The organism is Flavobacterium pectinovorum (assembly GCF_006438875.1).
GTDB classification, from domain to species: domain Bacteria; phylum Bacteroidota; class Bacteroidia; order Flavobacteriales; family Flavobacteriaceae; genus Flavobacterium; species Flavobacterium pectinovorum_A.
Map to the genome: position 1 here is coordinate 40,762 of NZ_RCZH01000014.1, position 13,832 is coordinate 54,593.

General features: G+C 33.1%; 13 protein-coding genes. All 13 read right to left on the reverse strand.

Features of this window, described 5'->3' with window-relative positions:
• Positions 1-27 precede the first annotated feature (27 nt).
• On the reverse strand, positions 28-312 hold the full coding sequence (locus EAH81_RS19295; protein WP_140510225.1) for a hypothetical protein: 285 nt from the start codon (positions 310-312) through the stop codon (positions 28-30).
• A 294-nt stretch (positions 313-606) separates the two neighbouring features.
• The gene (locus EAH81_RS19300) at positions 607-891 is read right to left on the reverse strand and encodes a hypothetical protein (RefSeq protein ID WP_140510227.1); all 285 of its coding nucleotides are present in this window, start codon (positions 889-891) and stop codon (positions 607-609) included.
• A 198-nt stretch (positions 892-1,089) separates the two neighbouring features.
• On the reverse strand, positions 1,090-1,371 hold the full coding sequence (locus EAH81_RS19305; protein WP_140510230.1) for a F0F1 ATP synthase subunit epsilon: 282 nt from the start codon (positions 1,369-1,371) through the stop codon (positions 1,090-1,092).
• Between the two features lie 70 nt (positions 1,372-1,441).
• Complete coding sequence (atpD, locus tag EAH81_RS19310; RefSeq protein WP_140510232.1) at positions 1,442-2,953, reverse strand: F0F1 ATP synthase subunit beta; 1,512 nt, start codon at positions 2,951-2,953, stop codon at positions 1,442-1,444.
• Between the two features lie 234 nt (positions 2,954-3,187).
• Positions 3,188-4,717, reverse strand: coding sequence for an SGNH/GDSL hydrolase family protein (locus EAH81_RS19315; protein WP_140510234.1), 1,530 nt, complete (start codon positions 4,715-4,717; stop codon positions 3,188-3,190).
• Between the two features lie 85 nt (positions 4,718-4,802).
• A complete protein-coding gene (locus EAH81_RS19320) occupies positions 4,803-7,646 on the reverse strand; it encodes a TonB-dependent receptor (protein WP_140510237.1) in 2,844 nt (947 codons plus the stop codon).
• Between the two features lie 303 nt (positions 7,647-7,949).
• A complete protein-coding gene (locus tag EAH81_RS19325) occupies positions 7,950-8,852 on the reverse strand; it encodes a hypothetical protein (protein ID WP_140510239.1) in 903 nt (300 codons plus the stop codon).
• Between the two features lies 1 nt (position 8,853).
• A complete protein-coding gene (locus tag EAH81_RS27705) occupies positions 8,854-9,630 on the reverse strand; it encodes a hypothetical protein (protein ID WP_194150830.1) in 777 nt (258 codons plus the stop codon).
• Positions 9,631-9,638: 8 nt separating this feature from the next.
• Positions 9,639-10,631 carry a hypothetical protein gene (locus EAH81_RS19335; RefSeq protein ID WP_140510241.1) on the reverse strand — a complete coding sequence of 331 codons (993 nt, stop codon included), beginning with the start codon at positions 10,629-10,631 and terminating at the stop codon, positions 9,639-9,641.
• 87 nt (positions 10,632-10,718) lie between these two features.
• Positions 10,719-11,630 (reverse strand): hypothetical protein, encoded by a 912-nt coding sequence (locus tag EAH81_RS19340; RefSeq protein ID WP_140510244.1) that lies wholly within the window; start codon positions 11,628-11,630, stop codon positions 10,719-10,721.
• A gap of 3 nt (positions 11,631-11,633) precedes the next feature.
• Positions 11,634-12,533: a hypothetical protein gene (locus tag EAH81_RS19345; protein WP_140510246.1), complete on the reverse strand. Its 900-nt coding sequence runs from the start codon at positions 12,531-12,533 to the stop codon at positions 11,634-11,636.
• Positions 12,534-13,033: 500 nt separating this feature from the next.
• Positions 13,034-13,219 carry a hypothetical protein gene (locus tag EAH81_RS19350; protein ID WP_140510248.1) on the reverse strand — a complete coding sequence of 62 codons (186 nt, stop codon included), beginning with the start codon at positions 13,217-13,219 and terminating at the stop codon, positions 13,034-13,036.
• A 230-nt stretch (positions 13,220-13,449) separates the two neighbouring features.
• Positions 13,450-13,821, reverse strand: coding sequence for a hypothetical protein (locus EAH81_RS19355; RefSeq protein ID WP_140510250.1), 372 nt, complete (start codon positions 13,819-13,821; stop codon positions 13,450-13,452).
• Positions 13,822-13,832 lie beyond the last annotated feature (11 nt).

The following is a 13,832-nucleotide window of genomic DNA, read 5'->3' on the forward strand; positions in this document are numbered from 1 at the left end:
TTTAAGTGTTAATATACTTTGGGCAAATTAAAAAATTCTGTAAGTTACAGTAGTACTTGTTGTACTTGTAATTATAAAGTTAGTAGTCGTTGGCAGCCCACGTGCCACAATATCACGCTCAATAGTAAAAATAGGTGACTCGCAGCAACTATTCCAGGGAATGGTGTATGTAGGACCAAATGCAATTTTTGCAACTTCAACTTCTTTTTGATTATTTATTGAAGTTTTAGCAACATAATCAGAACTTGTAGTTAGAGACATTGTCCCAAAACCTAATGCCATTAGCAGCATTCCTAAAAAAACTTTTTTCATAATAAATTATTTAAAATATTAATATACTTACAAATATATTTTATAATTATCAGAAAAAATGTTCAATTTATATACCAAACATGTGTTTTTTGTTAATTTTCTGACTTATAGTTCATTAAATATCAACTTATTACTATTCAAAATTAAAACATAAAAAAAGCCAAACAATGAAACATTTGGCTTTTTACTTTATTTTGAAATTGTAATAGTCTATTTATCATCATGAATTTACATTTGAGAAATCAAACTCACAAAAAATAGTTTTCACTTCATAGACGTTTATCTATAGGTCGACTACCAAATTGTATAAGTAACAGTAGTACTTGTGGTACTATTAATAGTAAAATTAGTTGAACTTGGATACCCGCGTTTAGCTAAGTCGGTATAAATAGGAGTAAGCGGTGATTCACAACAACTTTTCCAAGGAATTGTAAACGTAGGGCCTACTACAACTTTTGCAACCTCAACTTCCTTTTGATTGTGCATTGAAGTTTTAGCAACATAATCAGAACTTGTAGTTAGAGACATTGTCCCAAAACCTAATGCTATTAGCAGCATTCCAAAAAAAACTTTTTTCATAATAAATTCTTTAAATGTTAATATACTTACAAATATATCAGATTAACATCAGAAAAAATGTTTGATTTATGTATGATTCGTACATTTTTTGTTAATTTTCCTACGCCGGAGTTTACTTAAGCTTTTCTATTAACATTAAAGCATAAAAAAAAGCCATTCACCGCAGCGAATGGCTTTTAAATCTATTTTAGAATTGTCTTAGTCAACTAAAACAATAATTTTATTGTCTTTCATTTCGATAGTACCTGACGTGATCTCTAATGTATAAGTCTGGTCGTTTACTTTCGTGAATTTACTCGCTATATCTTTAGAAAAATTGAAACTTGGCGCCACAATTTTAATAGTTCCTTTTTCTAGAATAGAAACAATAGGAGCATGGTGATTCAATATTTGAAAGCTTCCATCAACTCCGGGTAATGTAACTGATGTTACTTGTCCTGAAAATAATTTTGCTTCTGGTGATACTATTTCTAAAATCATCTTTTTTTAGTTTACAGTCTCAGTTAACAGTCTCAGTACTGAATACCGCGACAGAATACTGAAAACTAGATTATGCTTCAGCTAACATTTTTTCTCCAGCTTCGATCGCATCCTGAATAGAACCTTTCAAGTTGAAAGCTGCTTCCGGAAGGTGATCTAATTCACCGTCGATAATCATGTTGAATCCTTTGATAGTATCTTTAATATCAACCAAAACTCCAGGAATACCTGTAAATTGCTCCGCTACGTGGAAAGGTTGAGATAAGAAACGTTGAACACGACGTGCTCTTGATACTGACAATTTATCTTCTTCAGATAATTCTTCCATACCTAAGATCGCAATAATATCCTGCAATTGTTTGTATTTTTGAAGAATCTCTTTTACTCTTTGTGCACAGTCATAATGCTCAGCTCCTAAAATTTGAGGAGTCAAAATTCTTGAAGTAGAATCTAACGGGTCAACCGCTGGATAAATACCTAACTCAGCAATTTTACGAGACAATACTGTTGTTGCATCTAAGTGAGCAAATGTTGTTGCCGGTGCCGGATCCGTTAAATCATCCGCAGGTACGTAAACCGCTTGTACAGATGTAATAGATCCTTTGTTTGTAGATGTAATACGCTCTTGCATAGCTCCCATCTCTGTTGCTAGAGTTGGTTGGTATCCTACTGCAGAAGGCATACGTCCTAAAAGTGCTGATACCTCAGAACCTGCTTGTGTAAAACGGAAGATGTTATCAACGAAAAACAATACGTCTTTCCCCTGATCAGTTCCTGCTCCATCACGGAAATACTCTGCGATAGATAATCCTGAAAGTGCTACACGAGCACGAGCTCCAGGAGGCTCATTCATTTGTCCGAAAACGAAAGTAGCTTTAGACTCTCTCATTCCTGGCATATCTACTTTAGATAAATCCCATCCTCCATTTTCCATAGAGTGCATGAAATCATCACCGTATTTAATAATTCCTGACTCTAACATCTCACGAAGTAAGTCATTTCCTTCACGTGTTCTTTCTCCTACTCCTGCGAATACTGAAAGTCCACCGTGACCTTTTGCGATATTGTTGATCAACTCCTGAATCAATACTGTTTTACCAACACCTGCACCACCAAACAATCCAATTTTACCTCCTTTTGCATAAGGCTCAATCAAATCGATTACTTTAATACCTGTGAATAAAACTTCTGATGAAGTTGATAAATCTTCAAATCTAGGTGCTTGTCTGTGAATAGACAAACCGTTTTCTCCTGTTTTTGGCAAGTTTCCTAAACCATCAATTGCATCTCCAATTACATTAAATAATCTTCCATATACATCTGGACCGATTGGCATTTGGATTGGATTTCCTGTTCCAACTACTTCATATCCTCTTGACAATCCGTCTGTAGAGTCCATAGAAATGGTACGAACAGTGTTTTCTCCAATGTGAGATTGCACTTCTAGAACTAATAATGTTCCGTCTTTTTTAGTGATTTCTAGTGAATCATAAATTTTTGGAAGTTCAACATCCTTACCGTTGAAAACTACGTCAACTACTGGTCCAATGATTTGAGCAACTTTTCCTATTACTTTTGACATTACTTATGTATTTATTAAATAGCTATTTAGGTTTATCGAAAATACCTCTTTTTTCAGAGCGCAAAGATAATTTTTTAAAATATAAAATCAATATTTTTTTTATAAAAAATGCTATGATTTTGTTTGATTCCTAAAACTCAGGCTTCAAATACCGAAAACAGCATTTTTTTTATAAAATAAAAAAAGCCACTTCATTATAGAAACGAGTGACTTTTTTACTAAAAAAAATTGGCATTACGGTAATATTGCAGGAAACAGAATTCTATAATTCCCTAGATTAACTCCTTTTATATTCGAACCATATTTTAAATTTATGGCTTCTATAAATTTATTTGCAATTAATGCATATCCTCTTGGCGAAGGATGAACTCCATCTAAAGAAAAAGTACCTCCTGTTACAAAAGTTGATGTCATTGTAAAATTATCCATAACAATTCCGCCTGGTTTTCCTAATTGCTCCATAATTGTTTTAGCATCAACAATTGCCAAATTATTCGCATCAGCAGCTGTTTTTATAATTAAATTATAGGCTGTAGTCGCAGCTTCAATTTCTGCTACTTCGCTAGGTAACAAAACATATCTGTCCGGTAAAGGAAATGTAATCCCTAATTGTGCTAAAGAAGGCGATGGTGAAGCAATTCCATCAATCGCAACTGATGGCGCTTTCCCTAATCGGGCAGAAGCACTTAAACAAATTAAATCAGTTGGCACAGTTTGTCTTGCTTTTCCAAAAATCTGACCCAATACTGTAGCAGTGGTAGCGTCCAATCCTCCACCCATTAACACCGCTTTCAAACTTGCTGAAAGATCTTGTAAATTTTCATCCACCATAATCATGGGGTTATTTCCTGTCGTAGACAAAAGTTTAATTCTATCACCCTGTCCTAAAAAATTCAATGCACCATGTATAGGACCATATAGCTGAGCGTTTAATGTATTAACCAAATTAACTCCACCAATAGTCAAATCAGCCTGAGTTAATTGATTATAGGCAATAACGTGGAAATAAGGAAGTGTGGTTACAATTGGTAAATTAGCCACAACTCCTTTTCTACCTCCGGCAACAAGTTGAGTAACCAAGGCATTATATGCTCCATTAAAAGTTGCTGTTGGCGTTAATGGATTTACTGCAGGATCTCCACCAGATGTTGCATATCCTAACTCATCATTTCCTCCTATCCATAAAGAGAAAAAAGTAGGGTTTTGACTTAGCGCATCTGCCAAAACCGTTGTCGTCGCACTTGAAGCAAAACGAGCAAAGTAAGGATTTGCAGTACCCGCCACTACTCCGGCAGGATTACCATAACCAGGTGCCAGTAAATGATAGCTTTTGGCTCCGGGAACTCCTAAGTTATTAAAAGCCCCTGATAAGTGTGCTGTAACCTCGGTTGTTGGTGTTCCCGTAACAGGAATCGGCTTATCTTTTAGATACAAACGCGGTCCGCTAATTACAGTTCCTCCCAACAACAATCCTCCTATATTATCATTTGTAAAAGGTGTCTTAAACTCTCCTCCTCCCACTAAAGCAAATTGTTGTGCCAAAACATTTGGATAAGCCCCTTCCTGCCCTGCAATAAACAAAGCATTATCACTAAAACCTGCTGCAAAAGAATCTCCTAATGCAACATATTTTGAAAAATTAGCAGAACCGGAAGTCAAAGGCAATCCATCAGACGAATCTACTACTGCTGCAGTATTATCATCACTATTGCAGGCTGCAAAGGTCAACGAAACCAATAATAGCCATTTGAAATTTTTTATCATAATTTATATATTTTAAAATTATCACTTTCTAAATCCTTCTGAAGGAAAAGTAAATAACCTATTTGTTTTATCTGAGATTGTACACTTATGGATTAATTGTCCAGGAAGCAAAATATTGTTGACCAATTGCTCCCGCACCAATTACCTGAATATATTCTTTTCCTCCAATATTTGCTGCTCCTATTTTGAATACAGATTTCATTACCGGAACTGCATAATTAATTTGCGCATCAATTACCGTAGCTGATTTAATTAAACCATCAGCAAAACTAGATTGCCACATGTATTCACTATTCCATCTTCCGCTTACATTGAATCCGAAGTTTTTAAATAATTTATCATTTCCAATAGACGCTTTAATTCTGTGTTTTGGAGTATTAAATCCTGCTTCAAAACTTGGGTCTTTTGCCTGATCAAAATCAAATTGAGCATAGTTGTAGTTTAATCCCAATTCGAAATCAGCAATAATTTTTCTCGAAAGTCCAATACCAAAACCAAGCGAATGAATTTCTACATCTGAGTTTGTATATAATTGATATGCTCTGTATTCTCCGTTTTGAATTGCACGTACTGATTGAAAACCAGGATTTGTTGTTGGCAGAGGACCACCTGGCGCACCTATACTAGGACTATCCTGAGCTTGTCCATAATAGGTAGAAATAACATTAAGGTTACCAATAAAATCATTGTAAATATTATAGTATCCATTTACATCTATTGAGGTACCTTCAAAAATAGAACGATATCCTAATTCAAACGCTTTTACTTTTTCCGGTTGTACCAAATTTGCTCTTGCTTTTTTCAACAATTTAACCGCTTCATATGGATTACTTCCTGCCATTGCAGCAAATGCCGTTACTGAACTTGCTATATAAGAGTTATCATAAGCATCATAACCTGTCATATTTTTGGTTGCTTGTCCGCTATAAGATTGCCCTTCAGCACTAAGATTAAAAGTCTCACTAAATCTTCCTAAGTTATCAGGAGCAGATCCAAGCAACACTGCATTTCCAATATTGAAACCAATGTACTGATCTTGTGTAGATGGATTTCTGAAACCTGTTTGAAAAGATCCTCTAAAATTATGATTCTTCTTTTCTCCTGCAGAATAAACCAATGCTAATCTAGGTGAAAAATTTCCGTCAAAGTTTTTTGATTTATCATAACGAATAGATCCTGTGAATTTCATTCTGTCGTCCATGAATTTTTTTGCCAATTGTGTATACGCTCCATATTCATTATAATTAATTGGACCATTTGCATCTGTGTAGATTCTTCCGTGAGAATTCAATTCATATAATCTAAAAGATCCACCAACCTGAATTTCAGCAAATTTGATTATATCTCTAAAATTATAATTGGCATCTGAATGGTAAATTCTTGAATTATCAACCAGTTTAGAACCTGTCAATACACTTTCGTCATTAATTACCTGATTAAAAGCATTTTTAAACGCTTGCGATCCCGGCAAGAAACGACCTGTATCAGCAGTAGATCTTGCAAGCGCATGTGCTTGTTCCGGAGTTGCACCCCCTAAAGTAGACTGAATATACGCTCCCGCATATTGACCAAACCAGGTTTTATCATCTTTCCACTTTCTATCTACATTGATTCCTGTAAATACCATGTCATAAGAATGTCCTCCATCCTCTGATGTTGTATATCCTCTTACGAAGAAATTTTTTCCTTTTACTTCGATTTTATGTTGTTGCATTGCAAAGTCATTCAGGTAATATCTGTTTGCTCCCTGGTAAACTGCATTACCAAAACCAAATTTACTTTGCCAGATAATTTCCAGTCTTTCATCCCCAAAAGGTCTTCCATGAAATGAAAAGTCAATTTTAGTGTTACCGGCTTTATTATCTGTAAGATCTGTTTCTTTATATCCGGTTCTGCTAACATTAGTATTCGGCAATAAGTTTACAGCTCCAGCAGGAATCAATCCCAAACTTGCCAAAGACTGCCCAACACCTTTTATATTTGTCGAAACCTCATCACCATAAACATTTATCCCATCATAATTTGGATTACTTCTGTCTATTCCCGCTGTGGTTTTATCATTATAATCCGTTGCATACCAATCCGTAGCTTGCATATAAGTAAAATTAGCTTTAACGGCAATGTATTTATTAAAAGCATGTGCCATTCTAATTCCAAAATCATAATATATATTGTTACCGGCTGCATTCTGAGAAGTTTGCCCCATTTTTAAGTAGGTCGAAATACCTTGATACACAAACGGACTTTTACTATTCATAAATAAAATTCCGTTAAAAGCATTTGCTCCATATAAAGCAGATGATGCTCCAGGCAAAAGTTCCACACTTTGCACATCTATCTCAGAAACCCCAATCATATTACCAAGTACAAAATTCAACAATGGAGATGAGTTATCCATTCCGTCAACCAATTGCATAAAACGAGTATTTGCCACAGTAGCGAATCCTCTGGTATTAACAGATTTAAAAGTCATACTACTCGTATTCATCTGTACCTCTTTCATGTTTTCCATACCATCATAAAAAGATGGCGACGCTGTTTTTTTGATATCCTGAATTCCCATTCTTTCAATTGTAACCGGGGATTCCAAAACGCGCTCTGGAGTTCTTGAAGCAGAAACTACAATTTCATCCAGTTTGTTTTCTTCATCTTTCAAAACCACATCTATCTTTTGGTTAGCCGATGTTACGTTTACTGTTTTTGAAGTAAATCCAACCGCAGATACTTTAATTGTAAATGGTGGCTTAGTCGAAGTAGTTAGCTTAAAAGTTCCGTCAAAGTCAGTAGAAGCACCAGTACGATCTCCTACAATAACAATGTTGGCACCAGAAATCGCTTGTTTGTTACCATCAGTAACAGAACCGGTAATTGTATTCTGCGCAAAAGATATTCCGCTGAAAAACAACATAATTAATAAATACACTCTCATGTTAGGTTTGTTTTTGGTTAGTTTATATAGCCAAAATACAAATATTTTTAATATTAATAAAAAAACGTTAAAAAAAATTAATATTTATCATGTTTTTAGTTAGTATTTTAACTATTCGTCAGTTCATTTTATTAAATTAAAATCAAACATCAAACACACAACTCCCAAATTACTATGCATACATATAATTTTTAAGAAAAAAAATAAGGATTTAATAAAAATACATGGGTTAGAAAAAAAATTTGACAATAAAAAAAAGCAAGACGTAAATCTTGCTTTTTTAACACTTTTGCATTCGTTATGCTATTTTGTATTTACTTCCATTTTTTCTAATCTGTATTGTAAATCAATTATTTGCTTATTTTGATTTATCATATACAAAGTCAATTCTTCTATTTTCTGCAACAACTTAGCATTCATTTCTCCCAGATTAATTCCATTCTTCAAAACTTCTTCTTCACTAGGAATATTTTCTAAATGTCCCTTATCTTCGATATGATTTTCAACTTCTTTAAGAGTGGGTAAATTGTATTCTTTTTTAAATACAAAATCTGACCAGTTATTCATATCAACTATGACTTCTTTTGAATGGATTGTCCCGTTTACATCTAATTTATTTTTTGGATTTGATGTACCAATACCAACATTGCCATTTCCCTGAATCCTAAGCTTTTCTGTTTGACTTGTTAGATACGATTCCTGGGTAAAGAATTGCATTCCATAAACATTCGAACTTCCACTTTCAGTGATTGACCTTATAGATGTTCCAAAGGTTACATAATCACCCTCTGCAATTGAATGGGCAATCATTATAGCAGAACTAGCGGTGGTACTTCCCAAATTTCTTACCAATAAACCTCCATGTATTGTTTGATCTCCAATAAATGAATTTGCTCCTTTGGTTGCCAATTCAATCCATGGATTCCAAATGTTATAATCTCCATTTTTATTTCGAAATGAAATACGATTTAATCCATAATCAGAACTAATTTGACAATCATATCTATTTCCAGCACCTCCAAAACTAATCAATGCACCATTCCATGGAGTTCCTGCTTTTGCATATGAGAATGTATAACCGCCAACGAAAGTATCCGCTGAACCAGGAGTTGTTATAGTAAAAGTTGGATTTAAAGTCTGAGCTTTTATATTTATTGTACTAAATAAACCAATTGCGAGTGTTATTAAAGTAGTACTAATTTTCATTTTATTTTTTTGTTTTAGACAATAACCTACTCTCCAGAATCATTATTTTTTCATCTTGCTTTTCATTTACCTTTTTCATTTCAATCATATAAAGTGTCAATTCTTCTATTTTCTGCAACAACTTAGCATTCATTTCTCCCAGATTAATTCCATTCTTCAAAACTTCTTTTTCACTTGGAATGTTTTCTAAATGTCCTTTTTCTGCAATATGATTTTCTACTTCTTTAAGAGTAGGTAAATTGTATTCTTTTTTAAAAACAAAATCTGACCAGCCATTCATGTCAACTTTTACCTCTTGTGAATGGATTGTTCCATTTACATCCAGTTTGTTTTTTGGATTTATGGTTCCTATTCCGAAATTACCATTTAAAACATAACTATTAGTTGTTCCCGTTATTTTCAAATTACCCACAGATACTACATCACTCTTTGAATCCAAAAGATAACGCCAGGTTTCCCATGTAGTTTGCCCATAAAAAGAAGTTCTATACATTATTCTGCCGCCATTCCAAGTATTATCAAAATACAACTGCGAAATTAAATGAGCTGATTTCCCATATATTTCTAATAAAGACCCATAAGTAGATGGAGAACCAGATCCATTATAATTATCCCATAATTTTATGGACATAGGAGTAACACCAGTTCTGGGAGCACTATTAAAATCTTTTTGCTCTGTTGACCAATTTAAACTTTTAGAACCCAAATTCCCATCAAAAGTTTGACTGTAGGAAAATGAATTAAATAGTACAATAAATAAAAATATTGTTTTTTTCATGATAGTTTTTATTTTAATTTTTCTTCAATTTTAGAAAGTCTTCTCAAGACATCTTTAAAAGTTTCATTTTCTTTTTCCAATTTTTCAATTCGTACAGACTGCTTATTATTTCTTTTTGACTGTTCAATCGCATACAAAGTCAATTCTTCTATTTTCTGCAACAATTTAGCATTCATTTCTCCCAGATTAATTCCATTCTTCAAAACTTCTTCTTCACTTGGAATATTTTCTAAATGTCCTTTTTCGGCAATATGATTTTCAACTTCTTCAAGAGTGGGTAAATTGTATTCTTTTTTAAAAACAAAATCTGACCAGTTATTCATGTCAACTTTTACCTCTTGTGAATGGATAGTCCCTTTTACATCCAGTTTGTTTGTTGGGTTTGTAATACCAATACCTACGTTCCCACCAATGGGATTAATGATAATGTTTTTCGAACCAATGCCACCTTTAACAGCCTGAATATAAGAATATTCCTTATCTGTATTTACTCCAATGTTAATACCTAATCTATAAACTGCACCATCATGTATAGCAATACCATCTGAACTAGACGCACCAGTGCTTGTTGGTACTTTTACTTCAAATGTATTTAATGGAGATAGTGAATTGATAGCAACATTTCCGCTGATACTTTGATCGCCAACAAAATTGTTTTTCCCCCGAGTTGCTAATTCTACCCAATTTGCATTAACAGACGACAAAGTAGCGGAAGTAATTTTTCTAAAAAACACCCGATCATTAACAGCAAAAGAAGACGCCAATTGAAGTTGATAATTACTACTTGTATTTGAATGTCTTATTACAAACAAATGTTGCCATAAATTACTATTGTCAGCTGTCATACCAACTGTAGAAGGACTCAACCCGTTATAAACTCCAGATTTAAGTGGTGCCGAAAAATCATTTATAACGGGAGCATACCCATCCCCAACTTGCTGAGAAAAAATATTAATTGTTATAAAAAAGACGCTGCTCAAAAGCACTAATTTTGTTTTCATAATGATATATTTTTATTTTTTATTTTTGTCCTAAGTCTTCTTAAAACCTACTCCGTCAAGCATTATCGCTATAAAACTTCGCAGAAACTAGTTATGTTTCAATTTTAAAATATCTCTTTTCATTTCTTCATTTTCCTTTTTCATATCAATCATATACAAAGTCAATTCTTCAATTTTCTGTAACAACTTAGCATTCATTTCTCCCACATTAATTCCGTTCTTCAAAATTTCTTCTTCACTTGGAATGTTTTCTAAATGCCCTTTTTCTGCAATATATTTCTCTACTTCTTCAAGGGTTGGTAAATTATATTCTTTTTTAAATACAAAATCAGACCAGCCATTCATATCTACTTTTACTTCTTGTGAATGGATAGTCCCGTTTACATCAAGCTTGTTGGTTGGGTTTGAAGTGCCAATACCGACATTCCCTTGATAAAAGACAAGAGATCTATAATCAACACCATTAAATCGTTGAATAAACTCCTGATTAATACCACTAGTATTCCAAATAGTTTGAAGTTTTAGATTATATCCCGCATTACTTGTTGACCATTTTTGAGTATCATAACTACCAACGATCGGTAATGGTGAATAAATATCTAATAAAGCCGATGGTTCTGATGTTCCAACTCCAATGTTTCCTCCACTAGCCCCATTAATTACCAAGGCGTCGCCAGTTACTTGCACTCCATTGCCATTGTAAATTTGAAAATGAAGATTCTTATCATATATATTACCCCCATTATTTATTTGAAACGCATAAGCACTATTATCAAATATTTCTCCAGTTACACATTCTCTATTAAAAGCTATAGATCCATAATAAGAATTTGTGCCCGAGCCAGGATGAATACTGACACCTGCCCTACCAGACCTAATGCTTAATTTTGAATTCGGAGTTATTGTTCCTATACCAACATTCCCTCCATTAATGGGAAAAACACTTTGGGCAAAACAGGCCTGTGTAGCAAATACAATCAGTATTAAAATCTTTTTCATAATTTAAAATTTTATAATTGAATCCATTTTATTTTTCAAATCCTGATTCTCTATTTCTATTTTATTCATACGTTTATTCTGCTCAATCATATAAAGGGTCAATTCTTCAATTTTCTGCAACAACTTAGCATTCATTTCTCCCAAATTAATTCCGTTCTTCAAAATTTCTTCTTCACTTGGAATGTTTTTTAAATGCCCTTTTTCTGCAATATGTTTTTCAACTGCTTCAAGGGTTGGTAAATTATATTCTTTTTTAAAAACAAAATCTGACCAGCCTGTAGTCTGTACTTTTATTTCCCGTGCTCCAATTGATCCTTCGACTGCCAGTTTATGGGTTCCAGTAGTTGTAGTTCCAATACCTAAACTCCCATTTGAAGTTAATATCATTTTTCTATTTCCGTAAGAATCCCATGAAAATAGGGGCCTGTTTTTTATCGAAGAATCACTTAATCTGGAATCAAAGACCATGATAGGATCTGCACCTATATCATTTGCTAACTCAACACTCCCTGTCAAATAAAGCGCTGTTCTATTATCACTAACATGATATCCCTGTAAAGCTGGTATGAACTGCCCATTAGAACCTGTGCTATTAACAATTTTCAGATAATCTTGAGAAGCATCGCTTACACTTAATTTTAACAATGTTTCTCCACCTACGATTGCTGTGCTTGTAATCTCAACTTTTCCGTTGGTAACCTCCATTACATTACGACTGGTTTTGTCTCCAAAGCGTATTCCTCCATACCAGTGTAAATCTAAACCAGAGGAACCTGTCACTCCATATGTTCCAATTGTATAATTACTTGCATCGTTAAATCCTATAATTGGCAAGGTACTTTGACTATAAATACCACATGTAAACAATGCAAATATTAATAATAGTGTAGTTTTTGTTTTCATATTTTTATTTTATTCTTTTTCATTCTTCCTTTTGCTTTATCTAATTCTTAACACCAAAATCATTTATAAGAATAGATTTAAAAAATTCGTTATCCTCTTTTAATATTTTTATATTACCGACTTTATAAAAATTCTTTTGTGTGCCTCAAAAGAAAAAACATTCCATTTTCTAAGTAACGAGTACACAAATCAATAAGCCAATCTTTTTCACAAATATCAATTTTAATATATTTCTTACAAATATATAATTATAATCCTAATCTTACTTAATTTAAAGTTAAATAAAAACAAAAAGGCATAAAAAAAGCGAGAATTGAATCTCGCTTTTTTACATTTAGAAAATACTTCTTTAATCTTGTTTCCCCGAACCCGCACGAATCCTTTCGTGTGGACACAAGAGCTAAATTGGTAAAATAACAATCCTCAGAATGAAATTTATAATTTCTGCTAGAATTAATTGTTGCTAATTAACCAATAACCACACGAAAGGATTATCATATCTACCCCTTCTTTTTCCATTTATTTATAAAATAATAACCGAGACAGACGACAAAGACACAAGTGATGCAAAGAGCCATCCAATCATTAACAGCAAGATTACCACCTCTTTGATTATAAAGTAAATATATTGCCCAAAATATACCTGCTAAAGAAGATACAATTAAAATTATTATATTCTTTTTCATGTTTTTTTAATTTCTAAATTCTCAATAATTGCATGGTTCAAATACCATTTCGTTTTTCCCCACGCTCCCGCACGAATCCTTTCGTGTGGCACAACAGCTAAACTGATAAAATACAATCCTCAACATTATGAAATTTATAATTTCTGCTAGAATTAATTGTTGCTAATTAACGCATAATCACACGAAAGGATTCGTGCCGAAGCGGTGAGTACAGAAGGGGAGCCAGTGAACTAATCCCTTAACAAAACTTCATACAATACTTCTTTACATCTAATAATAAAGGTTGAATTAGGGTTCTCCTCAAGATAATCAACATAGCCTATTGGAAAAAAATCAAAGGTTATTAAGCCATTTTCATTACTAATATAAACTTCATCTAAGAATAAACTTGGATAGTCATTTACTCGAATGAATTTCAACAATTTTAGACCCTTAAAAATTACTTTTATTATTTCCTTTTTGTTTTCATTCTGAAAGTTTAGACAACTCATGGTAATTTCAATACTACGTTGATCATCATTTGATTTGAAATTAAAATAATCAACTTCTTTGATTAGACAATCAGCAAACTTTTTATAATTCAAAATTATTTGTTCTAACATAATACGCTAAT

Excerpts from the sequence above, each read along its gene's own strand:
- EAH81_RS19320 (WP_140510237.1), bottom strand. The coding sequence starts at position 7,646 with ATGAGAGTGTATTTATTAATTATGTTGTTTTTCAGCGGAATATCTTTT.
- EAH81_RS19345 (WP_140510246.1), bottom strand. The coding sequence starts at position 12,533 with ATGAAAACAAAAACTACACTATTATTAATATTTGCATTGTTTACATGT.
- EAH81_RS19335 (WP_140510241.1), bottom strand. The coding sequence starts at position 10,631 with ATGAAAACAAAATTAGTGCTTTTGAGCAGCGTCTTTTTTATAACAATT.
- EAH81_RS19340 (WP_140510244.1), bottom strand. The coding sequence starts at position 11,630 with ATGAAAAAGATTTTAATACTGATTGTATTTGCTACACAGGCCTGTTTT.
- EAH81_RS27705 (WP_194150830.1), bottom strand. The coding sequence starts at position 9,630 with ATGAAAAAAACAATATTTTTATTTATTGTACTATTTAATTCATTTTCC.
- EAH81_RS19315 (WP_140510234.1), bottom strand. The coding sequence starts at position 4,717 with ATGATAAAAAATTTCAAATGGCTATTATTGGTTTCGTTGACCTTTGCA.
- EAH81_RS19300 (WP_140510227.1), bottom strand. The coding sequence starts at position 891 with ATGAAAAAAGTTTTTTTTGGAATGCTGCTAATAGCATTAGGTTTTGGG.
- atpD (WP_140510232.1), bottom strand. The coding sequence starts at position 2,953 with ATGTCAAAAGTAATAGGAAAAGTTGCTCAAATCATTGGACCAGTAGTT.
- EAH81_RS19350 (WP_140510248.1), bottom strand. The coding sequence starts at position 13,219 with ATGAAAAAGAATATAATAATTTTAATTGTATCTTCTTTAGCAGGTATA.
- EAH81_RS19295 (WP_140510225.1), bottom strand. The coding sequence starts at position 312 with ATGAAAAAAGTTTTTTTAGGAATGCTGCTAATGGCATTAGGTTTTGGG.
- EAH81_RS19305 (WP_140510230.1), bottom strand. The coding sequence starts at position 1,371 with ATGATTTTAGAAATAGTATCACCAGAAGCAAAATTATTTTCAGGACAA.
- EAH81_RS19325 (WP_140510239.1), bottom strand. The coding sequence starts at position 8,852 with ATGAAAATTAGTACTACTTTAATAACACTCGCAATTGGTTTATTTAGT.
- EAH81_RS19355 (WP_140510250.1), bottom strand. The coding sequence starts at position 13,821 with ATGTTAGAACAAATAATTTTGAATTATAAAAAGTTTGCTGATTGTCTA.